General features: G+C 59.6%; 26 protein-coding genes and 1 tRNA gene. 13 read left to right on the top strand and 14 right to left on the bottom strand.

What is annotated here, in order from left to right; all coding sequences use genetic code 11:
• Positions 1-17: 17 nt before the first annotated feature.
• A complete protein-coding gene (locus tag IV109_RS02565) occupies positions 18-905 on the bottom strand; it encodes a biotin synthase (RefSeq protein ID WP_296691658.1) in 888 nt (295 codons plus the stop codon).
• A gap of 36 nt (positions 906-941) precedes the next feature.
• Between IV109_RS02565 and IV109_RS02560 the strand changes: the two genes are divergently transcribed.
• Together IV109_RS02560 and IV109_RS02555 are read left to right on the top strand one after the other, a co-directional pair.
• Complete coding sequence (locus tag IV109_RS02560; RefSeq protein ID WP_296691655.1) at positions 942-1,646, top strand: ComF family protein; 705 nt, start codon at positions 942-944, stop codon at positions 1,644-1,646.
• A gap of 31 nt (positions 1,647-1,677) precedes the next feature.
• Positions 1,678-2,175: a tRNA (cytidine(34)-2'-O)-methyltransferase gene (locus tag IV109_RS02555; protein ID WP_296691653.1), complete on the top strand. Its 498-nt coding sequence runs from the start codon at positions 1,678-1,680 to the stop codon at positions 2,173-2,175.
• Here IV109_RS02555 and IV109_RS02550 read toward each other — a convergent pair.
• Positions 2,172-3,077 carry a LysR family transcriptional regulator gene (locus IV109_RS02550; RefSeq protein ID WP_296691651.1) on the bottom strand — a complete coding sequence of 302 codons (906 nt, stop codon included), beginning with the start codon at positions 3,075-3,077 and terminating at the stop codon, positions 2,172-2,174. The genes IV109_RS02555 and IV109_RS02550 overlap by 4 nt on opposite strands.
• Positions 3,078-3,289: 212 nt before the next feature.
• Between IV109_RS02550 and IV109_RS02545 the strand changes: the two genes are divergently transcribed.
• A complete protein-coding gene (locus IV109_RS02545; protein WP_296691650.1) occupies positions 3,290-3,634 on the top strand; it encodes a DUF4148 domain-containing protein in 345 nt (114 codons plus the stop codon).
• A 74-nt stretch (positions 3,635-3,708) separates the two neighbouring features.
• On the opposite strand, the gene IV109_RS02540 is transcribed toward IV109_RS02545, so the two are convergent.
• Together IV109_RS02540 and IV109_RS02535 are read right to left on the bottom strand one after the other, a co-directional pair.
• Positions 3,709-4,164 (bottom strand): MaoC family dehydratase, encoded by a 456-nt coding sequence (locus IV109_RS02540; protein WP_296691648.1) that lies wholly within the window; start codon positions 4,162-4,164, stop codon positions 3,709-3,711.
• 60 nt (positions 4,165-4,224) lie between these two features.
• A complete protein-coding gene (locus IV109_RS02535; protein ID WP_296691646.1) occupies positions 4,225-4,842 on the bottom strand; it encodes a ParA family protein in 618 nt (205 codons plus the stop codon).
• 43 nt (positions 4,843-4,885) lie between these two features.
• Between IV109_RS02535 and IV109_RS02530 the strand changes: the two genes are divergently transcribed.
• Both IV109_RS02530 and kefC read left to right on the top strand, forming a co-directional pair.
• Complete coding sequence (locus IV109_RS02530) at positions 4,886-5,536, top strand: NAD(P)H-dependent oxidoreductase (protein ID WP_296692496.1); 651 nt, start codon at positions 4,886-4,888, stop codon at positions 5,534-5,536.
• A gap of 19 nt (positions 5,537-5,555) precedes the next feature.
• Positions 5,556-7,382, top strand: a complete 1,827-nt coding sequence (gene kefC / locus IV109_RS02525; RefSeq protein ID WP_296691644.1) for a glutathione-regulated potassium-efflux system protein KefC — start codon at positions 5,556-5,558, stop codon at positions 7,380-7,382.
• A gap of 72 nt (positions 7,383-7,454) precedes the next feature.
• Here kefC and IV109_RS02520 read toward each other — a convergent pair whose 3' ends face one another.
• Together IV109_RS02520 and pcaF are read right to left on the bottom strand one after the other, a co-directional pair.
• Complete coding sequence (locus IV109_RS02520; protein WP_296691642.1) at positions 7,455-8,210, bottom strand: sulfite exporter TauE/SafE family protein; 756 nt, start codon at positions 8,208-8,210, stop codon at positions 7,455-7,457.
• Entirely contained in the window at positions 8,207-9,409 is a 1,203-nt protein-coding gene (gene pcaF, locus IV109_RS02515; RefSeq protein ID WP_296691640.1) for a 3-oxoadipyl-CoA thiolase, read from the bottom strand. Before pcaF ends, IV109_RS02520 begins: the two co-directional genes overlap by 4 nt.
• A gap of 92 nt (positions 9,410-9,501) precedes the next feature.
• Here pcaF and IV109_RS02510 point away from each other — a divergent pair, with 92 nt between their 5' ends.
• Positions 9,502-9,936: a DUF1841 family protein gene (locus tag IV109_RS02510; RefSeq protein WP_296691639.1), complete on the top strand. Its 435-nt coding sequence runs from the start codon at positions 9,502-9,504 to the stop codon at positions 9,934-9,936.
• A 134-nt stretch (positions 9,937-10,070) separates the two neighbouring features.
• Complete coding sequence (locus IV109_RS02505) at positions 10,071-10,574, top strand: hypothetical protein (RefSeq protein ID WP_296691635.1); 504 nt, start codon at positions 10,071-10,073, stop codon at positions 10,572-10,574.
• A 73-nt stretch (positions 10,575-10,647) separates the two neighbouring features.
• On the opposite strand, the gene IV109_RS02500 is transcribed toward IV109_RS02505, so the two are convergent.
• Complete coding sequence (locus tag IV109_RS02500; RefSeq protein WP_296691634.1) at positions 10,648-11,313, bottom strand: c-type cytochrome; 666 nt, start codon at positions 11,311-11,313, stop codon at positions 10,648-10,650.
• Between the two features lie 102 nt (positions 11,314-11,415).
• Here IV109_RS02500 and IV109_RS02495 point away from each other — a divergent pair, with 102 nt between their 5' ends.
• The 5 genes from IV109_RS02495 (at position 11,416) to IV109_RS02475 (ending at position 14,433) form a co-directional block, all read left to right on the top strand.
• Positions 11,416-12,270: a MoxR family ATPase gene (locus tag IV109_RS02495; protein WP_296691631.1), complete on the top strand. Its 855-nt coding sequence runs from the start codon at positions 11,416-11,418 to the stop codon at positions 12,268-12,270.
• 20 nt (positions 12,271-12,290) lie between these two features.
• Complete coding sequence (locus IV109_RS02490; protein WP_296691630.1) at positions 12,291-12,521, top strand: hypothetical protein; 231 nt, start codon at positions 12,291-12,293, stop codon at positions 12,519-12,521.
• Positions 12,522-12,523: 2 nt separating this feature from the next.
• Positions 12,524-13,120, top strand: a complete 597-nt coding sequence (locus IV109_RS02485; RefSeq protein ID WP_296691629.1) for a GNAT family protein — start codon at positions 12,524-12,526, stop codon at positions 13,118-13,120.
• Between the two features lie 10 nt (positions 13,121-13,130).
• A complete protein-coding gene (locus tag IV109_RS02480) occupies positions 13,131-14,345 on the top strand; it encodes a VWA domain-containing protein (RefSeq protein ID WP_296691626.1) in 1,215 nt (404 codons plus the stop codon).
• Positions 14,346-14,358: 13 nt separating this feature from the next.
• Positions 14,359-14,433: transfer RNA gene (locus tag IV109_RS02475), tRNA-Arg, on the top strand.
• Here IV109_RS02475 and IV109_RS02470 read toward each other — a convergent pair.
• Positions 14,393-15,496 carry an AI-2E family transporter gene (locus IV109_RS02470; RefSeq protein WP_366834222.1) on the bottom strand — a complete coding sequence of 368 codons (1,104 nt, stop codon included), beginning with the start codon at positions 15,494-15,496 and terminating at the stop codon, positions 14,393-14,395. The two genes, IV109_RS02475 and IV109_RS02470, sit on opposite strands and share 41 nt — an antisense overlap.
• 273 nt (positions 15,497-15,769) lie before the next feature.
• Here IV109_RS02470 and IV109_RS02465 point away from each other — a divergent pair, with 273 nt between their 5' ends.
• Positions 15,770-15,928 (top strand): DUF3309 family protein, encoded by a 159-nt coding sequence (locus tag IV109_RS02465; protein WP_296691623.1) that lies wholly within the window; start codon positions 15,770-15,772, stop codon positions 15,926-15,928.
• 28 nt (positions 15,929-15,956) lie between these two features.
• On the opposite strand, the gene IV109_RS02460 is transcribed toward IV109_RS02465, so the two are convergent.
• The 6 genes from IV109_RS02460 to IV109_RS02435 all read right to left on the bottom strand — a co-directional run bounded on the left by IV109_RS02460 (position 15,957) and on the right by IV109_RS02435 (position 20,354).
• Positions 15,957-16,406, bottom strand: coding sequence for a hypothetical protein (locus tag IV109_RS02460; protein WP_296691620.1), 450 nt, complete (start codon positions 16,404-16,406; stop codon positions 15,957-15,959).
• Entirely contained in the window at positions 16,403-16,786 is a 384-nt protein-coding gene (locus IV109_RS02455) for a hypothetical protein (RefSeq protein ID WP_296691617.1), read from the bottom strand. The genes IV109_RS02460 and IV109_RS02455 overlap by 4 nt, the downstream gene beginning before the upstream one ends.
• A 10-nt stretch (positions 16,787-16,796) precedes the next feature.
• Positions 16,797-16,961 carry a DUF1328 domain-containing protein gene (locus IV109_RS02450; RefSeq protein WP_296691614.1) on the bottom strand — a complete coding sequence of 55 codons (165 nt, stop codon included), beginning with the start codon at positions 16,959-16,961 and terminating at the stop codon, positions 16,797-16,799.
• Between the two features lie 148 nt (positions 16,962-17,109).
• The gene (locus tag IV109_RS02445; protein ID WP_296691611.1) at positions 17,110-17,832 is read right to left on the bottom strand and encodes an ABC transporter ATP-binding protein; all 723 of its coding nucleotides are present in this window, start codon (positions 17,830-17,832) and stop codon (positions 17,110-17,112) included.
• Between the two features lie 9 nt (positions 17,833-17,841).
• Positions 17,842-19,068, bottom strand: coding sequence for an FtsX-like permease family protein (locus IV109_RS02440; protein ID WP_296691608.1), 1,227 nt, complete (start codon positions 19,066-19,068; stop codon positions 17,842-17,844).
• Positions 19,069-19,079: 11 nt separating this feature from the next.
• Positions 19,080-20,354, bottom strand: coding sequence for an efflux RND transporter periplasmic adaptor subunit (locus IV109_RS02435; RefSeq protein ID WP_296691606.1), 1,275 nt, complete (start codon positions 20,352-20,354; stop codon positions 19,080-19,082).
• Positions 20,355-20,391: the final 37 nt, after the last annotated feature.

Raw genomic sequence — 20,391 nt, 5'->3', positions numbered from 1 at the left:
GTTGTCAAGCCCTTTTCTCAAGGATTGGGGCGATAGGTTTTGCGCTGATTCAAGGTTTGGCGCATTTCTTCCAATGAAAGAACCATTTCGGGGCGCATGCTGAGACGGGGCGAAGGCTTGAAAGCATGCCCATAAATGACCTCGAAGGTCACCTGTAACGGCGCACTTTGCAGCGACTGGTGCAATTGATCACGCCAGAGCCGTCCTCGAAGGGCGGGAAAACGCTGGGTATGCAGGTTACGCCCCAAGCCACGCAACTCTTCCAGCAGGCGCTGCGGCGTGTCAAAGGTCAAGGTGATGCGCTCCATGTCCATCACCGGCTCCGCAAAGCCGGCGGCAACCAGCATGTCTCCCCAGTCGTGCATGTCAGTGAATTCATGAGAAGGTGACGGCCAGCCCAGGCCCTGGTAAATCCCGCGCAGCTCTTTCAAGGTATCCGGACCCAGGCAGGAAAACATGACAAATCCATCCACCGCCAATGAGCGATGCCACTGTGCCAACACCTCTTGAGGATCGGCTGCCATGTGCAAGGCCATGTTGGCCCACAGCATTTGAACCGCGCCGGCAGGCGGAAGCTCGAATCGCGGTAGTCGATCTACCCAGCGGGACTTATGCCACCAGGGCTTGCGCATCTGCTGCGCAACGGATTGCATCCTGGCCTCGTTCACCTCGGCCACAAAGCAGTCTGCCTCCGGGTACCGTCGGGCCAGCAAGGCATGCGCCTGCAGTCCTCCGCGCGAGGGTTCCCAGTGCGCCCAGCTTTTTGGCTTGAGCTTGATCCACTCCAGTCGCTCTTCCATGCGACGCGCCACTTCCTCATGCAGCCACGGTGAGGCCGGCGCAGACAGATGGTGCCAGCGGCTGGCGGCGGATGGGTCGATGGTTGGGGGACGCTGGGTTGGCATGGCGAGCAGGATTGGTCGGCAGAGTATATTGACTCCATGTTTGCCGGATGGATCAAAGGGATGTTGGATGCGCTGCCCAGCCAGTGCCTGGTATGCCATCGCTGGCCGGCACAACCGTTCTGCGAGGCCTGTGTGAGTCGCTTCGCCCAGCCCCAAGCCCGCTGCCAGACCTGTGCGCTGCCACTGCCTGCGGCCGTCAAACAGTGCGGCGCCTGCGTCAAGAATCCGCTCGCGCTGGACGCCTGCCTGACTGCGGTGTCGTACGACTACCCCTGGGCCGACCTGATCATTGATTACAAGTTCCACCAGCACCCCGGACATGCCAATGCCTTCGCCTTGTTGCTGCGAAGTAGCCCATGGGTGGAACCTGCGCTGGACGCCGCCGATCTGGTTCTGCCCATCCCCCTGTCAAAGACCCGGTTGCGCACCCGTGGCTTCAACCAGGCGCTGTTGCTGGCCAGGCAACTCGCACCCGGCAAGACCGCCCCAAACCTGTTGCTGCGCATCAAGGACACGCCGCCGCAGAGTGCACTCAATAGGGCAGACCGGCTGACCAGTGTCAAGGATGCGTTTGCGCTGGACCCGCTGCGTCATGGACGGGTCAAGGGCTCCCGGGTGGTTCTGGTGGACGATGTGATGACCAGCGGCGCCTCCCTTTTTGCAGCCGCGGGGGTACTGCGGGCGGCCGGCGCGGCGCATATCACCGGTGTCGTGATTGCTCGTACGGACTTCGAAAGTTAGGCGCGGCACCAAACTGGGACAATAGCACCCCATGTTTCATATCGTCCTCGTCGAACCGGAAATTCCGCCCAACACCGGCAACGTCATTCGTCTCTCGGCCAATACCGGCTGCACACTTCACTTGATTGAGCCGCTGGGTTTTTCAATGGACGACAAGCACATGCGCCGTGCGGGACTGGATTACCACGAGTACGCCGAACTCAAACGCCATGCCAGCTGGCAGGTGTTTCTCGATACTGAACAACCGGTACGTGATCGCATGTTTGCCCTGACCACCCGCGCCACCCGAGGGGTGCATGAAGTGCAGTTTGCACCAGGGGACTGGCTGGTTTTTGGCTCTGAAACAAGGGGGCTTTCCGAGGCGGTTCGCCAATCGTTTGCACCCGCACAGGGCATCAAACTGCCGATGATTGCAGGACAACGCAGCCTCAATCTGTCCAACGCCGTGGCGGTGACAGTTTTTGAAGCATGGCGACAAAACGGCTTTGGATCGGCACTGCGCTGCAGGGACCCGGCCGACGCGTCCTAGGCCGTCAGATGCTCGCTGGCAAACGCAAGAAAAGCGCGGGTGCGAGCCGGTATCAGCTTGCGCGAAGGCACGGCGCCATAGACCGTCAATCGGCCAAAAATCCAGTCTGGCAATAGATGCACCAATTCCCCGCTCGCCAGGTAACGCGACACCAGCATCCGCGACAGGATCGAGATGCCAACACCATCGAGCGTCGCACGACACAAAACATCGAAACTAATGGATTGCAAAACCTCCCGCATTTCCACCTCAACCGACGCACCATCCCCCTGCAGGGGGCGCAAGCCAAGACGCCGGCTGCTGGTGCCCCCAACTTGCTGGCGTGGGTACTTCAGATACTCCCGCTGCGCCAGATCCTGAGGAACAAGCGGCGTTCCAGTGCGCTGCAGGTATTTCGGCGAGGCACACACAATCCATTCGCTGGTGGCCAAGGGCCGTGCCACGACGTTGGCATCGTAGCCCTCGTCCACCACCATGAAAGTGACGTCAAACTCGTCCACCCGGGATTGAGGAAAGGGATCGATCGCAATCTCCAGCGCCACCTTGGGGTAGCGCTCATGCCATGCCGCGATGCGGGGCGCCAGGTAATAACTGGCCAACACCGGCGAGGTCAGCACATGAACCGTACCCTGGATCTCCTGATTGCTGGAGACCACCGCCGCCTCGGCATCGTCGATTTCGCTCAGGATGCCTCGCACCCGCACCAGATAGGTCTCCCCCGCATCCGTCAGGGCCAGTTTGCGGGTTGTGCGATTCATGAGGCGCGCACCGAGATGCTGCTCCAGATCACCAAACAAGCGGGTCACGCCAGCCGGTGACATGTCCATCGCCCGGGCAGCAGCGGCAAAGCCACCTTCGTCGACCACCCGCTGGAACACCCGCATTGATAAAAGTCGATCCATATTCGCAAGAATTTACATTGGTATTTTTAATTATTGCATTTTTAGCAATGGTAAATTACTGACCGTATGGTTTTTAAAAGTGAGGAACAGGCCTAAAGTTCATCCCATCGATGAGCCGAAACCAAATAGACGACTCACCGAGGCCAGACAGATCGGAAAAAAATGATTTCCGCCCTGCCTGGAATGTCTATCAACTTTTGAAGGAAACCATCATGAAAACCAAATTTGTCGCATCCGCATTGATCCTCGCCACCGGTCTGATCGCAGGCACCAGCTTCGCCGCAATCTCTCCAAACGCCGATGCACAGGTCATTGACTACGCTGCAATGGCCAGCACAACCACCCGCGAGGCCGTGAAGGCCAACTACCTGGCAGCCAAAAATGCAGGCGCCTTGCCCCAGAACAGCGATGCACAGGTTACTGACTTCTCGGCCATTCCAAGCACGACAACCCGCGAAGCGGTGCGAAACGAGTTCCTGATCGCCAAGAAGAATGGCACCCTGCCCATGCAAAGCGCGACAGCGGCGGTTGCATTCATGTCTGGACGCAGTGTGTAAGCCAAGCCTTTGCGCTTGTCTGAAAACCCGCCGCCATGGCGGGTTTTTTTATGGGCGTCAGAAACAACTGGTGATCAAGGGTAGCGCCGTGACAGGGACTCTGCCACGCACACCGGTTTGGCGGAACCTTCGCGTTCAACGGCAACTTCCCATGTCATCTGGGCACCGTTGTTGTCGATCGGCTCGCTCTTGAGCAGCTTCATGCGGGCGCGCAGACGGCTGCCCACAGGCACTGGCGAGGTGAAACGCACCTTGTTCAGGCCGTAATTCACGCCCATGCGGGTTTCCACGATCTCCATCGAAGACTCGAAAAACCTTGGAATCAGCGACAGCGTCAAAAACCCGTGCGCAATGGGCCCGCCAAACGGACCGGCTTTGGCTTTCTCGACGTCTACATGGATCCACTGGTGGTCGCCGGTGGCCTGCGCAAACTGGTTGACCTGTTCCTGGGTGATGGTGAGCCAGTCGCTGACGGCGACTTCCTGACCGACAAGAGCGGCCACTTCGGAGATGGTTTGGAATGTTTTCATGGCACGACTGTAGCAACTTGGCAAAGGCTCACTTGTCAGCTGAGCGACAAATCGGCCCGCTCAGGCATCCAGCCACTGGCAAATGGCTTGCCATTGGGTCAAATCCTTCTCCACCCGGCCCGGGGCGACGTCAAACAGGGTCAGGCCGCGCGCTGCCAAATGAATGTAGTTCTGCGTATCACGCAGATAGCCCAAAACCGGCAAGCCCAGCGTGTCCACAAATTCGTGGAGCTTGTCGGCAGCGATGGTGCGGCCGTCCACCCGCATGCCCACCAGGCCAATCTGCAATTTGTCACGGTGCTTGTTCTTCAGCAGCTCATCCAGAAACGCCCGCGTCGCAAAAATATCAAAAATACTGGGCTGCAGGGGCACGATCACCTTGTCAGCCATCTTGATCACGTCATTCAAGCGTCGCCCGCGCAGGCCGGCGGGCGTGTCCAGCACCACATGGGTAGTGCCTTTGGGCGGCTTGGCAATCTGGTCAGCGTCCACATCCCATGAACTGATGGCACGAGCCACTGACGGGCGCAGCCCCAGCCACAGGCGCGAAGACTGCTGGCTATCCGCATCACCGAGCATCACGGCATGGCCTTGTCGAGCGTAATAACCCGCAATATTGGTGGACAGGGTGGACTTGCCCACACCGCCTTTTGGATTCGCAACGACGACCACTGGCATCACGCACTCCTCGGAAATGAGATTTGTGCGCTATGGTAACGGCATGGACCCACAAAGCCAAACCCTGCCCCCACCCGCCGCCAACCCTGCGGCACAGGACATTTACCTCCTGGCAGCTCACCCCAACTGGCGCGAATCCCGGGTGAACCGGCAGTTGCTGGCCAGCGCGCGCAGTGTTTCGCGGGTCGATATTTGCGACCTGTACGGCCGCTACCCGGACTATTGCATTGACGTGACCCGCGAACGGACCCGGGTGGAGGCGGCACAGCTGATTGTGTTGATGCACCCCATTCACTGGTATTCGATGCCCGCCCTGCAAAAGCTCTGGCTCGACGAGGTGCTTGGCTACGGCTGGGCTTATGGCATGGGCGGACATGCACTGCAGGGCAAAGACCTGTGGCTGGTGGGCACCACCGGAGGTCCGGAGAATTCCTACCATCCGCAAGGCTATAACCGCTATTTATTCGACGCGTTTTTGCCACCCTACGAGCAGACCGCAGCCCTGTGCGGCATGCGCTTCTTGCCACCCTTGATGCTGCATGGCGCCCGCACGGCCCCCGAGGCCGAGCTCACCCGGCATCGGGAGGTATTTCAGCAGCGCCTGCAAAGCTATCCGCACTGGCCCGAGCTTGAAGACCTCGACAGCTGCCCAGCCTGCGAAGTGCCGGCAGTGGATCGCCCTGAAACCGACTAGGGACTGACCAAGGACCAACATGGAACACGCCCCCACCTGGCTGGTCAACAGCTTCATCTACCTCAGCGCCGCCGTGATTGCCGTACCCTTGAGCAAGGCCCTGGGTCTGGGCTCGATCATTGGCTACCTGGCGGCCGGCATTGTGATTGGCCCCTGGGGGCTGGGCCTGGTCACCAATGTGGAAGATATTCTGCATTTTGCGGAATTTGGCGTGGTCCTGATGCTGTTCCTGGTCGGGCTGGAACTGGAGCCCAGGCGTCTGTGGAGCCTGCGCCGGCCGATCTTTGGCTGGGGTAGCGCGCAGGTGCTGGGCTGCGCCCTGCTCCTGAGCCTCGTGGCCCTGGCGTTTGGCGTAAGCTGGCGGGTAGCCCTGGTGGCGGGCTTGGGGCTGGCGCTGTCCAGCACAGCAATTGCGCTGCAAGTGATGGGCGAGCGTAACCTGATGCCCACCGGAAGCGGACAAGCCTCGTTTTCGATCCTGCTGTTCCAGGACGTGGCCGCCATCCCGATCCTGGCACTGCTACCGCTTCTGGGCGGAATTGCGGGACAAAGTGAAGCCTTGGCCCCTGCCAATCATGCGCTTGAAGCTATAAAAATAATAGCAGTCATTGCCAGCATCATTCTGGGTGGGCGTTTGCTCATGCGCCCCTTGTTTCGCTGGATTGCGCGCTCCAAGACACCCGAAATCTTCACGGCGGCTTCCCTGCTGCTGGTGGTGGGCATTGCCGGCTTGATGCAACTGGTCGGCCTGTCCATGGCGCTGGGAGCCTTTCTGGCCGGCGTGCTGCTGGCCGAAAGCGAATACCGGCGCGAACTGGAAACCAATATCGAGCCCTTCAAGGGTTTGCTGCTGGGCCTGTTTTTCATCGCTGTCGGCATGAGCATTGACTTTGGCGTGCTGCGCCAGTCGCCAGGCCTGATGGCCTTGATTGTGGTCGGCTTTCTCGGCGTCAAGGGCGTCACCATCTACCTGCTGGCCCGGCTGATGAAGCTGCCGTTTCAGGAGCGGCCCGTCTTCACCCTGCTGCTGGCCCAGGGCGGAGAATTCGCGTTTGTCGTGTTTCAGGCGGCCTCGGGGGCCAAGGTGTTTCCAGCCGAAACCGCCTCACTGCTGATTGGCGCTGTGGCGGTATCCATGCTGGTGAGCCCCTTGCTGCTGGTGGCGATAGACAAGCTGCTGCTGCCGCGTTATGCCAACTGTGGCGTGACACCCATGGCGGAAATTTCCGAGCAACAGGACGCGCCAATTGTGATTGCCGGCTACGGCCGCTACGGGCAGATCATCGCGCGCCTGCTGCTGGCGCAAGACATTCCCTGCACGGTACTGGACCACGATGCCGACATGATTGAAGTCGCCCGCAACTTCGGCTACCGGGTGTTCTACGGCGATGCATCGCGTCTCGACTTGCTGCGCACAGCCGGAGCCGCCCACGCCAGGATTTTGGTGGTGGCCGTGGACGGCGTCGAACAATCGCTGGACATCGTGGACCTGGCCCAGGAGCATTTTCCCCAATTGCAAATCGTGGCACGTGCCCGCGACGTGACCCATTGGAACAAACTCCGCGAGCGGGGCGTGATGCATGTGGAGCGTGAGATGTTCGAGTCCAGCCTGCGCAGTGCGCGCAGTGTGCTGGAACTGCTGGGACACGAGCCCCACGCTGCACGCCAGACCACCATGCGCTTTCGCCAGCACAACCTGGAACTGTTTGAGAAGCTGCATCCGCACTACAAGGACCAGGCCAAACTGATTGCCGTGGTCAAACAGGGCCGCCAACAGCTGGAAGAACAAATGGCGCAAGAGCGGGCGCAACGAGCGCAGCGGCGGCCGCAGGACTGGGATAAGTAAGTCCGTATCTATAAGTAAACCAAGCTATAACCCTTGATTTCAATCATCAAACAGCTACTATTTATATAGCAATCAGCGCACGGCATCCCACACCAGCTTGATCCCGGTGAGAAACATGCCCAGGTACACCAACCGGTAAAAAAGTACCTGATTGATACGCCGGGCCATGCGCACCCCTACCAGCACGCCGATCGGCGCAATCGGCAGCAGCACCAGCGAGGTCGCCATATTGCGCATGTCCAGCAAGCCCAGCCAGGCATAGGGAATCCACTTGGACAGGTTGATGACAAAGAAGAAAAACGCCATGGTGGCGGTGAACTTCACCGGGGACAGGCGCAGGGGGATTATGTAGGCGTTGATTGGTGGCCCCCCTGCATGAGCGATGAAGCTGGTGAAGCCCGAGGTGGCGGTCAGGATGGCGCCCAGCCATTTGGGAGGTGGGGCACTGTCAGCCTTGGGCGGAAACAACAGGCGCTGCGCCAGAAACACCAGGGTGAAAACGCCCACAATGCCGGCCACGGTATGAGGGTCCAGCAGCTTGAAAAGCAGCGCCCCGATCACAATGCCCACCAGCCCGAAGGGAATCAGGAATTTCAGCAGTTTCAGGTCGAAGTCCTTGCGAAACGCCGCCATACCCAGAATATCCATCACCAGCAATACCGGCATCAGAATCGCAGCCGCCTGCGGCACGCTGACCGCCAGCGCCATCATCGGCACCGCCAGCGAACCAAAACCGGCGCCAAAGCCGCTCTTGCTGACACCCAGCAAGAGCACGGCAGGAATGGTGACGGCGTAAAAGTAAGGGTCAGTGATGAGCGGAAAGCTCACACACGTTCCAGGATCAGCGCAATACCCTGCCCCACGCCAATGCACATGGTGCAAAGCGCATAACGGCCACCGGTGGCGTGCAGGCGGTTGACGGCCGTGGTGGCCAGCCGCGCGCCCGAGGCGCCCAGTGGGTGGCCCAGGGCAATCGCACCACCCCAGGCATTGACGCGCTCGTCGTCGTCCTGCAAGCCCAGCATGCGCAACACGGCCAGACCCTGGGCGGCAAACGCTTCGTTGAGCTCAATCACATCCATCTGCGCAATCGTGAGGCCGGTGAGTGCAAGTACCTTTTGCGTGGCGGGCGCCGGGCCAATGCCCATGATGCGTGGCGCTACGCCGGCGGTGGCCATGCCGACCACGCGGGCGCGCGGCGTCAAGCCATTTTTGGCAGCACTGGCTTCGTCGGCCAGCAAGAGGGCACAGGCGCCATCGTTCACGCCGCTGGCATTGCCGGCGGTCACCGTGCCGTCGGGACGTACCACGCCCTTGAGCTTGGCCAGCGCTTCCAGGCTGGTTTCGCGCGGGTGCTCGTCCTTGTCGACGATGATGGGGTCGCCTTTTTTCTGGGCAATCGTCACGGCCGTAATTTCACGCGCCAGATGTCCGGCTTTTTGCGCGGCCACGGCCTTCATCTGGCTGGCCAGCGCCATCCGGTCCTGGGCGTCGCGCTCGATTTTGAATTCGGTGGCGACGTTTTCGGCGGTTTCGGGCATGGCATCGACGCCATATTTTTCTTTCATCAATTTATTGATGAAACGCCAGCCAATGGTGGTGTCATAGACCGCATTGACGCGGCTGAAGGCGCTCTCGGCCTTCGGGCTGACGAAAGGCGCGCGGCTCATGCTTTCCACGCCGCCGGCAATCATCAAGCTCGCTTCACCGGCCTTGATGGCGCGGGCGGCCGTGCCCACGGCGTCCAGACCCGAACCGCACAGACGGTTGATGGTGGCGCCCGGGACATCCATCGGCAGGCCCGCCAGCAGCGAGGCCATGTGAGCCACATTGCGGTTGTCTTCACCGGCCTGGTTCGCACAGCCATAGATCACGTCGGTGACGGCCTGCCAATCCACGTTGGGGTTGCGTGCCATCAGGGCCTTGAGCGGGATCGCGCCCAGGTCATCCGTGCGCACGCTGCTCAATGCGCCGCCGTAGCGGCCGAAGGGGGTGCGAATGGCATCGCAGATGAAGGCTTGGGTCATGGCATTCGTCCTGAGTAAAAATGGGTATTTTCGCTTGATGCAGGAGCGGCGGCGTGAAGCGTCGGCGACAGGGGGCGACAATAGGCAGCATCATGTTTTCCCCTTCCCAAGCCGATGTTCGCCGATTTTTCTGCTCAATTCATGCCAAGGCCCTTGCCGGTCAACCGCTTGATGCTATTGAAACAATAGCAAGCTTATGGATTGACGAGCATCCTGAATACCACGCGGCCCTGGCAGATGTCGACGCCGCCCTCGCAACCATGCACCTGGCAGACGAAGGCAAAACCAATCCGTTCCTGCATTTGTCGATGCACTTGTCGATCAGCGAGCAGTGCAGCATCGACCAGCCACGGGGTATCCGGCAAGCGGTGGAGCTGTTGACGCACCGGCGAAATTCGCTGCATCTCGCGCACCACGAGGCCATGGACTGCCTGGGCCAGATGATCTGGGAAAGCCAGCGTGCCGGGCGTCCACCCGACGGCGACGCCTATATCGCTTGCGTGCAGCGCCATGCAACCCAGGATTGAGCGCTGAGGCCCTGCCGCCGTCCATCAGGTAACAAAGTCGGGGAAATACCGGGTTATTCCTCCTTTATTTTTCGGGTTGGCTGCATGCGTCCCGATCCATACTTTCGGCAACCACCTGCCCAAAGGGGATTGCCATGCAAACCAGCCTCGCCAACATCCTGATTTTCCCATCGCCCAACGCCAACGCCCACGCTCAGGCGAACGCCGGCAAATCCGCTGCGCTTGCGCTTGCACCAGTCAAAGCAGAAGTCAAAGTCAAGGCCCCGGTCGAAGTCGAAGCACCGAAAACCAGCGGTGTCATCTACACGCCCTCCAGCCCGGCCGTGACCGATGCCAGCTTGACCGATCTCGCCAATATGTCGCTGGAAAAGCAGCTGGCCTACGGACGGGACAGGGGCGTTTTCACCAAAATCGCGCTCAACAAGGATGGTGTCCTGATCGCCAAACCGGATCCAGCACCACACGCCAACGCACCCGAATTTGTGGCATCCGCAGTCACCACCATGAGAGATTTTGAAGAGGGTATTGCGCTCTTGAAGGGCAATCCGACGGACAAGGGCGCCAAAGTCGCCGAAGCGTTCTCGGAAAAATTCAAACACCTGCAGCAGGCCGCCGCCCGACTCAACGTCTTTGCCTGAGCAGCAAAAACCGCCCCACAAAAAATAAAAAAGCCGCTCAATGAGCGGCTTTTTCGATTCAGGCAGGATCCGATCAACGGAACTTGGCTTGCGGCACCGTCTTGAGTTCACCCGGCAATGAGCCCACGTAGCCGGCGAGTTCCTTCAGTTCCGCATTGGAAAACTGTTTGGCAATGCCACCCATCACGCCATTGCTGCGACCCCAGGTTGCTTTGCCTTCGTCTTTGTAGGACTTGAGCGCAACAAACAGGTAATCACTGTGCTGGCCCGCAATCTTGGGGTAGCTGGGGTCAATCGGCTTGCTGAAATTGTCGCCATGGCAGGCGACGCAAGTGCCTTTGCTGAGCAAGGCAGCGACCTTGGGGCTGGCTTCAGCAGCCTTGCCCGCAGCGGCAGCGCCTTCAACCTTGCCATGGTTTTCGTAATAGGCACCCAGGTCAGCCATATCCTGATCGCTCAGGTTATCGGCAATACCGCGCATGGTGGGATGTTTGCGATCGCCCTTCTTGTAAGCTGCGAGCGCCGCCACAATGTACTTGGCACCCTGACCTGAAATCATGGGAACCTTGTGGACTTCAGGAAAGCTGGCCTGGTAGCCTTTGATACCGTGGCAACCAATGCACATGGCGACTTTTTTCTCACCGGCTTTGGCGTCACCCTTGACCTCCTGGGCATTGGCGGAGAAGGCGGTCGCACAAGCGACAACCAGGATAGACAGCGATGACAGGAATTTGTTCATTTTGAGAGGACAATCAACCAGTGTTTGAGATAAATCAACGACGCATTATATCGGTCACCAATCCTACCTCCAACCGCTGTTTCCCCTTACCGAGCCAGAACCATGAAATTCCAAGGAACAAAGAACTACGTCGCCACCCAGGATTTGATGTTGTCCGTGAACGCGGCCATCACTCTCAAGCGTCCACTGCTGGTCAAGGGCGAGCCCGGCACCGGCAAGACCATGCTGGCCGAGGAAGTGGCGCAGGCGCTAGGCATGCCCCTGCTGCAATGGCATATCAAGTCCACCACCAAGGCCCAGCAAGGGCTGTATGAATACGATGCGGTCAGCCGCCTGCGCGACTCGCAACTGGCCGATGTGGATGGTGGCCAGCGCGTCAAGGACATCAACAACTACATTGTCAAGGGCGTGTTGTGGCAAGCCTTCACGGCTGAGGAGCCCGTGGCACTGTTGATCGACGAAATCGACAAGGCCGACATCGAGTTCCCCAATGACTTGCTGCGCGAGATCGACCGCATGGAGTTTTATTGCTATGAAACCCGCCAGCTGATCAAGGCCAAAAACCGCCCCCTCGTGTTCATCACCTCGAACAACGAAAAAGAACTGCCTGACGCCTTTTTGCGCCGCTGCTTCTTCCACTACATCAAGTTCCCGGACGCCGTCACCATGCAAAGCATTGTGGATGTGCACTTCCCTGGCCTCAAGAAAGAGTTGCTGTCAGCAGCCATGAAGACTTTCTACGATGTACGCAACCTGCCGGGTCTGAAAAAGAAACCCTCCACCAGCGAACTGCTGGATTGGCTCAAGCTGCTGGTGGCAGAAGACATTCCGCTGGAAGCACTGCAAAGCAAGGAAGACAAGGTGGCTGTACCCCCCCTGGTGGGCGCCTTGCTCAAGAACGAGCAGGATGTGACCCTGTTTGAAAAGCTGGTGTTCATGCAACGCCACAACCGCTGAGCCCAACGGAATATCAGACCATGGACAAATCGCTGTTGATCGAAGGCTTGTCAGATGCGGTCGGCTTTGTCGGCGGCGCCTTGCTGGGGTTCTGGATTGGCCGCTTTTTTGGCCTGGACATCTTCAGCCAGGGTTACGGCAATGCCAACATCGTGGGCATCGTACTGGTGGGCGCGGGTGGCGGCATAGGGCTGCAGTTGGCTCGACGCTGGCGCAAGCACAGCAGCAAGTCCAGCACCGACAAGAAGTAAGCATGGCCTACGTTGCCCCCATCACCTTGGCCGCCAGCGGCATTGAGCTGGTGCCGCTGGCCTTGAACCATGAAGTCGGCCTGCGCGCTGCCGCCGCGGATGGCGAGTTGTGGAAGCTGCGCGTTACCAGCGTACCCGAGCCTGACCAAACCCATCAGTACATCGCCGATGCCCTGGCCATGCGCGAAGCGGGCAACCGATTCGCCTTTGCGGTGCTCGACCAGGCCTCCGGCGCGGTACTGGGCAGCACCAGTTACCACGACATCCTGCCTGCCGTAAAACGTGTGGAGATCGGTTACACCTGGTACGCCAAACGCTGCCAGCGCACGCACGTCAACACCACCGCCAAGCTGCTGTTGTTGACGCATGCATTCGAGACCCTGGGCTGCCATGTGGTGGGCTGGCGTACCGACAACTTCAACTTTGCGTCACAGGCTGCCATTGAACGGCTGGGCGCCAAAAAAGACGGCGTGATACGTGGCCACGCCTTGCGACGCGATGGCACGATTCGCGATACCGTGATGTACAGCATGCGCAGCGGGGAATGGCCCGAAGCCAAGGCCCAGTTGCTGTACCTTCTGAACAAGCCCCGTAGCTAGGACAAACATCATGTTGATCGATTTTTTCTACACACTGCGCTCGGCCAAACTGCCCGTTTCGGTCAAGGAATACCTGACCCTGATGGAAGCCCTCAAAGAAGGCGTGGTTGGCCCCAACACGCCAGAGCCGGACAATGACACCGAGCCCACTGGCTACAAGATTGACGACTTTTACTACCTGAGCCGCACCACGCTGGTGAAGGACGAGAAGCACTACGACAAGTTCGACCGCGCCTTTGCCGCCTATTTCAAAGGCGTAGAGACGATTGCCGACTTCACCAAGGATATTCCGCTGGAGTGGCTGCGCAAGAACCTGGAACTCGAATTGAGCCCGGAAGAACGCGCCAAGATAGAGAAGATGGGCTGGGACGAGCTCATGGAAACGTTGAAAAAGCGTTTTGAAGAACAAAAGGAACGACACGAAGGCGGCAGCAAATGGATTGGCACCGGCGGCACCTCTCCCTTTGGCGCCTACGGCCAGAACCCGCAGGGTGTGCGCATCGGGCAGGACAAGAGCCGCAACAAGAGCGCGGTCAAGGTCTGGGACCAGCGCGCCTACAAGGACTACGACGATACCCAGGAACTGGGCACGCGCAACATCAAGGTGGCACTGCGCCGCCTGCGCAAATTCGCCCGCGAAGGCCATGAGGAAGAGCTGGACCTGGACGACACCATCAAGTCCACCGCCGCCAATGCGGGCTACCTGGATATCAAAATGGTGCCCGAGCGCCACAACAACGTGAAAGTGCTGCTGCTGATGGACGTCGGCGGCACCATGGACGAGCACATTGCGCGGGTCGAGGAACTGTTCTCGGCCACCAAGACCGAGTTCAAACACCTGGAGTTCTATTATTTCCACAACTGTGTCTATGACTACATGTGGAAGAACAACCGTCGCCGTTTCAGCGAAAAATTTGCCACCTGGGACATCATCCGCAAATACAACAAGGACTACAAACTGCTGTTCATTGGCGATGCCACCATGAGCCCGTATGAAATCCTGCAACCCGGCGGCAGTGTGGAGTACAACAATGAAGAGGCCGGCGTGGAGTGGCTGCAGCGTCTGACCAGCGCATTCCCCAAGTTTGCCTGGATCAACCCCGAGCCTCAGGGTGTGTGGCAGTACCGCCAAAGCATCAGTGTGGTGCAGCAGATCATGAACCAGCGCATGTTTCCGCTCACCATCAAGGGGCTGGAAGAAGCCATGCGGCTTCTGACCAAATAGAATACAGCTCCTTGCCGCCGTAGTTCAATGGATAGAACGAGCGCCTCCTAAGCGCTAGATATGGGTTCGATTCCCGTCGGGGGCGCCAGTTCGGTGCGGGTCGAGCCATGAATGTGCCATACCGCAAGAAACATGGCAGCAATCATTGGCCCCAGGACAAAGCCATTGATGCCGAATACCACCATGCCACCCAGCGTTGTAAGCATCACCAGATAGTCCGGCATGCGCGTGTCCTTACCCACAAGCAGCGGACGCAGCAGGTTGTCAATCAAACCGATCACCAGCAATCCGAAGGCGGTCAGGGCCACGCCCTTCCAGACAACGCCCGTCACAAAGAAATAAATTGCCACCGGCAACCAAATCAGCCCGGCGCCCACCGCTGGCACCAGCGAGCAGAACGCCATGAACACCGCCCATAGCAAGGCCCCGCTGATACCGAGAAACCAGAACGCGAGACCTCCCAGCGCACCCTGAACCGCCGCCACCAACAGATTGCCCTTGACCGTCGCGCGGATCACCGTGGCAAATTTCCCAAACAACTCCAGCTTGTGGGCTGGGGCCAAAGGGATCATGCGACGAATGGCATGCGCCATGAAATCGCCGTCCCGGATCAGGAAAAACGCAAGGTACAAAGTAACGAACAGGCTGGCAATGAATTCGAAGGCATTCTGGCCAATGCTGAGCGCCTTGGTCGCGATGAACTGACTACCCTGCGTCAGCGCAGTACCCAATCGATACTGCAGAACATCAAAGTTACCCAGACCAAAGCGGGCAAGCAGCGCGCTGATCCAGTCGGGTAACGCGTTGAAGATGCCCCGGAAATAGACGCTCGGGTTCAACTCTCCCGATTGCAGTTGGGCATAGATGACGGTCACCTCGCGTGCCAGCGCTGCGGTAAGCAGTACAAACGGAAGAATGACAACCGTCACAACGATCAAAAGCGTCAACAGCGCAGCCAGCGTGCGCCGATGTGAAAGTGCCACCAACAAACGACGGTGCAAGGGCTTGAACATCAATGCAATGATCGCGCCCCACATGATCGTCTCGTAGAACGGGAGAAGAATCCATCCGAGGGCGATAGAAACCACAATCAGCAGTACCTGGAGCGTGCGACTCTCCGCGCGGGTTGTCAGGTTTGTGTACGTCTTCATTTCGAGTTCTCCACCCCTGTATTGCCACTGCATTAGCCGTGACGTGACAACTGTCCGCTGCAGACAGATTTGATTGCAGTTTAGCGTTCCTGACCGACTCCTGTGTCATAAATCGAAACTGCACCCAAAGCGGCACGGCAATGTGTTCGTCAGCGCACAGAAATTGGGCATGCAAACCCATAAGCTGGCCATGTACCGATTACGCCGCACGTAGCGGTAATTCCGAAGAGGCGTACAGCCCCTATTCGAGACCACTTTTTCAAGGAGATATTCATGAATCTAGGAACCATCCTGTTGATCCTCTTGATACTGATATTGCTGGGCGCCATTCCAGCCTGGCCACACAGCAAAGCTTGGGGCTACGGTCCGAGCGGCGGACTGGGTTTGGTAGTGCTTGTCATTGTCATACTGCTGTTAACCGGTCGGCTATAGCCGGCGCGCCGTTGGGGCGGACTAACAGCTACGAACCCGATGGTGGGTTCTGTTCGCCACTCTGTTTGACCAACGCCGCGAGAATGTCTAGCCAGTTGATGGGTTTCAGGCTCGCCATTGCCGTGGCCAGCAACGGTGGCAGCAGGCCTGCGAGCAATGCAGGCGTGGAAATCCATCGCCATGGACGACTCCATGCCAACAAACCACCCAACAGCACTGCGCCCATCACCAGGCCCAGCGGGTTGCGCTGAGCCATCGGCAGCACCATGACGCGCAAGGCATCCATGACAGCCGACACACCAGGAAGATCATTCAAGCCGTCAAGCCACTTCGGCCTTGACCATGACCCCGGCTGGCTCTCGGGCTGCCCTGCAGTTGCGGCAGTCTCGCGCAGGGCCAGACGCAAGCGCTCGCGCGACAGCAACAGTCGCTCGGAAGGCGTTGCCACTGAAAAGGCGCTTGTCAAAGGAGTGCTCATGTTGCACGCACTTCGCGCAGTGCCGCGATGTCAGCCTGTACGTGCTGCCATACCCGGCCAAAAGGGCTACCGTCCTGCCGGGCACGGGCCGCGAACCAGCACCACACTGCCAGTGCCGCAGGCAACATGGGCGTGGCCACCAGAATCCACGAAGCCTGGTTACTGAGTTGTGGCGCAAGCGCCCACAGCATCACCGCCACACCCGCAAGAACCACCGCCACCCCCAAGAAACACACGGCGACGGCACTCAGCATCATGCGGCGTTTCCAGTCTGCGGATACTTCATCAACCTCTTCGGCCACCAGGTCAGCGTAGGCCAACGCATGATCAGCCAACAATTCGGGGCGTGCAGCCATCAGGCGTATGAATGGGTAGATCATGCGATCGAACTCAGCGCTTGCGGATGAGGCCGAACAGGAAGCTGGCGATTGCCAGAACGGCAAAGACAATGAAAAGAATTTTTCCGATGCCAACGGCGCTGGCAGCGATGCCACCAAAACCGAACAGCGCGGCGACAAGAGCAATGATAAAAAACACAACGGCATAGTGCAGCATCGCAAGACTCCTGAGGTGAACCGCGTCAGCGGCCCGGGGTATATACACAAGTTCACGCATCTTTCGATGCGCTGGTCTGAGTGTGTTCCCCGCGACAAACCAATGCGATAGGTCAGTCTCCCGTGCTGCCGTCAGGTGACCGCCTGCACTAGCGTAGGACCTCTCTGACAGGAGTCCGCTCGTCACGCTCGATATGGCCATCTACCAGTTCGATGACCCGGTCGCAACGTGCTGCCAGACGCGGGTCGTGCGTCACCACAAGAAAGGAGGTATTGAACTCGGCATGCATGCGCCGCATCAAAGTGAATACCTCGTCGGATGAGGCACGGTCCAGGTTGCCTGTGGGCTCGTCAGCCAGCACCAAAGGTGGCTCCAAAACCAATGCGCGCGCAATTGCCACGCGCTGCTGCATGCCACCCGAGAGCTCGCCGGGTCGTTTGTCCATGGCGTCCTTCAGGCCGACTGCTGTCAGCACCGCGCGTGCACGCTCGCGCTGGGCCGGCGTCACAAACCCCTCGCGCATCAATGCGGGAAGGGTCACATTCTCAAGCGCACTGAAGGCGGGCAGCAGGTGATGGAACTGGAACACAAAGCCCAGTACCGCACGCCGACGCAGCGTGAGGGCCGCGTCATCCAGGCTGCTGCTCTCTTCGCCTTGTATGCGGTAGCTTCCCGCAGTCATGCGTTCAAGCAAACCCACGATGTTGAGCAAAGTACTCTTTCCCGAGCCCGACGGTCCAATCAAGGCGACAAATTCTCCCGGGTCAATGGCGAATGAAATGCCATGCAGAACTTCTGCTTCATTGGCCAGGCCCAGGTTGTAGCTCTTTCGGATGTCGCTCAGTTCAATCAGGGATGTTGCAGCTTTCATGCCGGCGGCTCACATTCGGATGGCCTGCGCCGGGTCAAGTGCCGCTGCGCGCCGGGCCGGAGCCACGGCAGCCAGCACACCGCAAACCGTTGCGGCGCCCGCTATGCGCAGCGCCAAATCGGGCGCTAGCGAAATAGCGAACAGCGGAAGTCCATCGGAACCCAGCACAAAAGTGGTGAATGCCCAGATCAATGCAACGGCAAACAGGATGCCAAGCACCGAGCCCAACGCGCCGACGATCGCACCCTGCAGCAGGAATACCCGCAGCACCTGCGCCTGCGTGGCACCCATGGCACGCAGAATTCCGATCTCGCGGCGCTTTTGCACCACTGACACCACCAGCACGCTGGCGATACCCAGCACCACCACCACCATGACCACGCCACGGATCACTGCCGTGCTGATCGACTGCGCATTCAATGCCGACAAAAGCTGTGCGTTCGCCTCCTGCCAGCTCTCCACCTTGTACGGCCAGCGCTGCCCGAGATCAGTGGCCAGCCCAGGCGCGGCCCAGACATCGGTCAACCCGATATCCAGACTGGTGGCGCCACCCGGCAGGCTCGCGAGGCTTTGCGCGGCGCGCAGCGGAACAATCACAGTACGCCGATTCAACTCGCGCACCCCCAAGTCCACCAATGCGGTCACACGCAGCGAATCGGTAGTGCTACCAACCACCAGCCCCACGCGGTCGCCCACCCGCACCCCAAGGTCGTCAGCAAGCTCCTTGCCCAGAATGCCTTCTCCCGGATTCAAACGGGCAACACCCTCAACCACCTTGGAGCGCAGATGCACGATGCGGTCATAGTGGTCAAGATCCACCCCCATCAGTGCAATCGACTTCGACGCTTCGCCACGCACGGCCAGTCCGGCGGCGGAGACCATGGGAGATACAGCAGCCACGCCGGGCATGGCCTGCATCACAGGCACCAGTTGCTGCCAGTTCGCAATGGAGCGAGGTCGCTGCGCGCGCGGCTGCGTCTGCACCAAACCCGTCGTTCCAAGAGCCACAGCCCGCGCCGGGATCACCACATCATCGCGAGCACTCAGGGTGACATGTGCCTGGGCTCCCAGTGTTTTTTCCAGCGTATTTTTCTGCAAGCCCGTAATAAGCGCCGAAATGTAAGCAATGACAGCCACACCGGCCGCGACACCCACGATGATAAGCAAGGTCTGCATGCGCCCTTCGCGCAGAAAGCGAATAGCCACTTGGCGTTCGAATCCGAGCCAGCTCAGCATCGAACAAGCCCTCAGCGGCCCATGGCGTTGGTCATGGCAGCGCCAGCATCTGCCTGCCCGCCTTTGTGTGGCAGCACAAGCGCCCGACTCGCCATATCGACACGAACCCGCGCTCCGGGTTTGGGTGCGATCCCTCGGAGAACCACATCGCCAGCTGCAAGCCCGTCCAGAACCTCTGCGGCCTCGATCGTTCGCAGACCCAAACGCACCTTGCGCTCGACCACCCGCCCGTCGCGTTCAATCAATACGGTGGTGCCAGCTCTGGATGGATCAGGATGCAAGGCGTCCAAGGGAACTGTCAGCGCACTCTCGCGGCGAGCGGTCTCCACCTCAAGCGACAGGGTCATGTCCTCGCGCAAAAAAACAGGCACGGGCTGCTGCAAAGCAAACTTGACTTCGATCGCGCCACGCTGTGCATCGACCACCGGGGCAATCGACTGAATACGTGCAACGAAGCGCTGGTCAGCAAAGGCATCGGCCAACACGCTGGCAGACTGCCCGACTTTGAGTTGTTCGAGATAGCGCTCATCAACTTGCGCCACCAGTTGAAACGGACCTGCCAGCGCCAGGCTGAACATCGACCGTCCTGGCTGAACGATCTGGCCGGGCTCCACCAGGCGAGACAACACCTTGGCATCAGCCGGTGCGGCCACCGCTGTCTGAGCCAGGCGCGCCCGCGCCGCCGCAGTAGCAGCGCTTGCTAGCGTCAGCTGCGCCTGGGCTTGTACCAGATCTGTGCCCTGTTCGGCATTGGCCGCGCTTTGAGCGCGCGCGCTGGCGAGTTGTGCCTGGGCGACAGCGGCAGTACGCTTGCTTTCATCCAGTCGCGCATCGCTGACAAATCCCTTGACCATCAGGTCCTGCGTCCGCTGCAAATCCGCCTGAGCGGCGGCCAGCACCGACTCCGCTTGAACCACGGCGGCCAGGGTCACGCGGCGTCCGGTGCTGCGCAAGCCCTCCAGGCGCGCAGCAGCCTGGCGCTCACCGGCTTGCGCTTGAGCCAGGGCCGCACGCAGCTCGTCGCTTTCCATGCGAACCAATACATCACCCATGGCAACCTGCGCGCCCTCAGCGACCATGACCTGGAGCACGCGCCCTGTTACTGTGCTGCCCACTTCCACGCGGGACAGGGTCGCCACCCGGGCAGAGAATTGCAGTGTGCGCACAAGTGGCGCTGCACGCAACGTCACCGCCGGCACCACAACAGACCGTAATGACCACCATGCAAAAATCCCTGCTGCCAAAACGGCTAGCAGGGACAAAGCAAGGATCAGGCGGCGGGACATAGATGGAATTGTTGCATAGCAACGCTATCGCCCCTCG

The organism is Rhodoferax sp., from assembly GCF_018780565.1.
In the GTDB taxonomy this organism is placed as follows: domain Bacteria; phylum Pseudomonadota; class Gammaproteobacteria; order Burkholderiales; family Burkholderiaceae_C; genus Rhodoferax.
The sequence above is the reverse complement of the archived record's forward strand: the minus strand, read 5'-3'. Positions and strand labels throughout refer to the sequence as shown.

Coding starts and splice junctions, on each gene's coding strand:
- IV109_RS02450 (WP_296691614.1), bottom strand. CDS start 16,961: ATGCTGCACTATGCCGTTGTGTTTTTTATCATTGCTCTTGTCGCCGCG.
- IV109_RS02490 (WP_296691630.1), top strand. CDS start 12,291: ATGGACAAATCGCTGTTGATCGAAGGCTTGTCAGATGCGGTCGGCTTT.
- IV109_RS02485 (WP_296691629.1), top strand. CDS start 12,524: ATGGCCTACGTTGCCCCCATCACCTTGGCCGCCAGCGGCATTGAGCTG.
- IV109_RS02555 (WP_296691653.1), top strand. CDS start 1,678: ATGTTTCATATCGTCCTCGTCGAACCGGAAATTCCGCCCAACACCGGC.
- IV109_RS02560 (WP_296691655.1), top strand. CDS start 942: ATGTTTGCCGGATGGATCAAAGGGATGTTGGATGCGCTGCCCAGCCAG.
- IV109_RS02445 (WP_296691611.1), bottom strand. CDS start 17,832: ATGAAAGCTGCAACATCCCTGATTGAACTGAGCGACATCCGAAAGAGC.
- IV109_RS02565 (WP_296691658.1), bottom strand. CDS start 905: ATGCCAACCCAGCGTCCCCCAACCATCGACCCATCCGCCGCCAGCCGC.
- IV109_RS02505 (WP_296691635.1), top strand. CDS start 10,071: ATGCAAACCAGCCTCGCCAACATCCTGATTTTCCCATCGCCCAACGCC.
- kefC (WP_296691644.1), top strand. CDS start 5,556: ATGGAACACGCCCCCACCTGGCTGGTCAACAGCTTCATCTACCTCAGC.
- pcaF (WP_296691640.1), bottom strand. CDS start 9,409: ATGACCCAAGCCTTCATCTGCGATGCCATTCGCACCCCCTTCGGCCGC.
- IV109_RS02495 (WP_296691631.1), top strand. CDS start 11,416: ATGAAATTCCAAGGAACAAAGAACTACGTCGCCACCCAGGATTTGATG.
- IV109_RS02535 (WP_296691646.1), bottom strand. CDS start 4,842: ATGCCAGTGGTCGTCGTTGCGAATCCAAAAGGCGGTGTGGGCAAGTCC.
- IV109_RS02470 (WP_366834222.1), bottom strand. CDS start 15,496: ATGAAGACGTACACAAACCTGACAACCCGCGCGGAGAGTCGCACGCTC.
- IV109_RS02460 (WP_296691620.1), bottom strand. CDS start 16,406: ATGAGCACTCCTTTGACAAGCGCCTTTTCAGTGGCAACGCCTTCCGAG.
- IV109_RS02435 (WP_296691606.1), bottom strand. CDS start 20,354: ATGTCCCGCCGCCTGATCCTTGCTTTGTCCCTGCTAGCCGTTTTGGCA.
- IV109_RS02440 (WP_296691608.1), bottom strand. CDS start 19,068: ATGCTGAGCTGGCTCGGATTCGAACGCCAAGTGGCTATTCGCTTTCTG.
- IV109_RS02550 (WP_296691651.1), bottom strand. CDS start 3,077: ATGGATCGACTTTTATCAATGCGGGTGTTCCAGCGGGTGGTCGACGAA.
- IV109_RS02545 (WP_296691650.1), top strand. CDS start 3,290: ATGAAAACCAAATTTGTCGCATCCGCATTGATCCTCGCCACCGGTCTG.
- IV109_RS02540 (WP_296691648.1), bottom strand. CDS start 4,164: ATGAAAACATTCCAAACCATCTCCGAAGTGGCCGCTCTTGTCGGTCAG.
- IV109_RS02530 (WP_296692496.1), top strand. CDS start 4,886: ATGGACCCACAAAGCCAAACCCTGCCCCCACCCGCCGCCAACCCTGCG.
- IV109_RS02465 (WP_296691623.1), top strand. CDS start 15,770: ATGAATCTAGGAACCATCCTGTTGATCCTCTTGATACTGATATTGCTG.
- IV109_RS02480 (WP_296691626.1), top strand. CDS start 13,131: ATGTTGATCGATTTTTTCTACACACTGCGCTCGGCCAAACTGCCCGTT.
- IV109_RS02510 (WP_296691639.1), top strand. CDS start 9,502: ATGTTTTCCCCTTCCCAAGCCGATGTTCGCCGATTTTTCTGCTCAATT.
- IV109_RS02455 (WP_296691617.1), bottom strand. CDS start 16,786: ATGATCTACCCATTCATACGCCTGATGGCTGCACGCCCCGAATTGTTG.
- IV109_RS02500 (WP_296691634.1), bottom strand. CDS start 11,313: ATGAACAAATTCCTGTCATCGCTGTCTATCCTGGTTGTCGCTTGTGCG.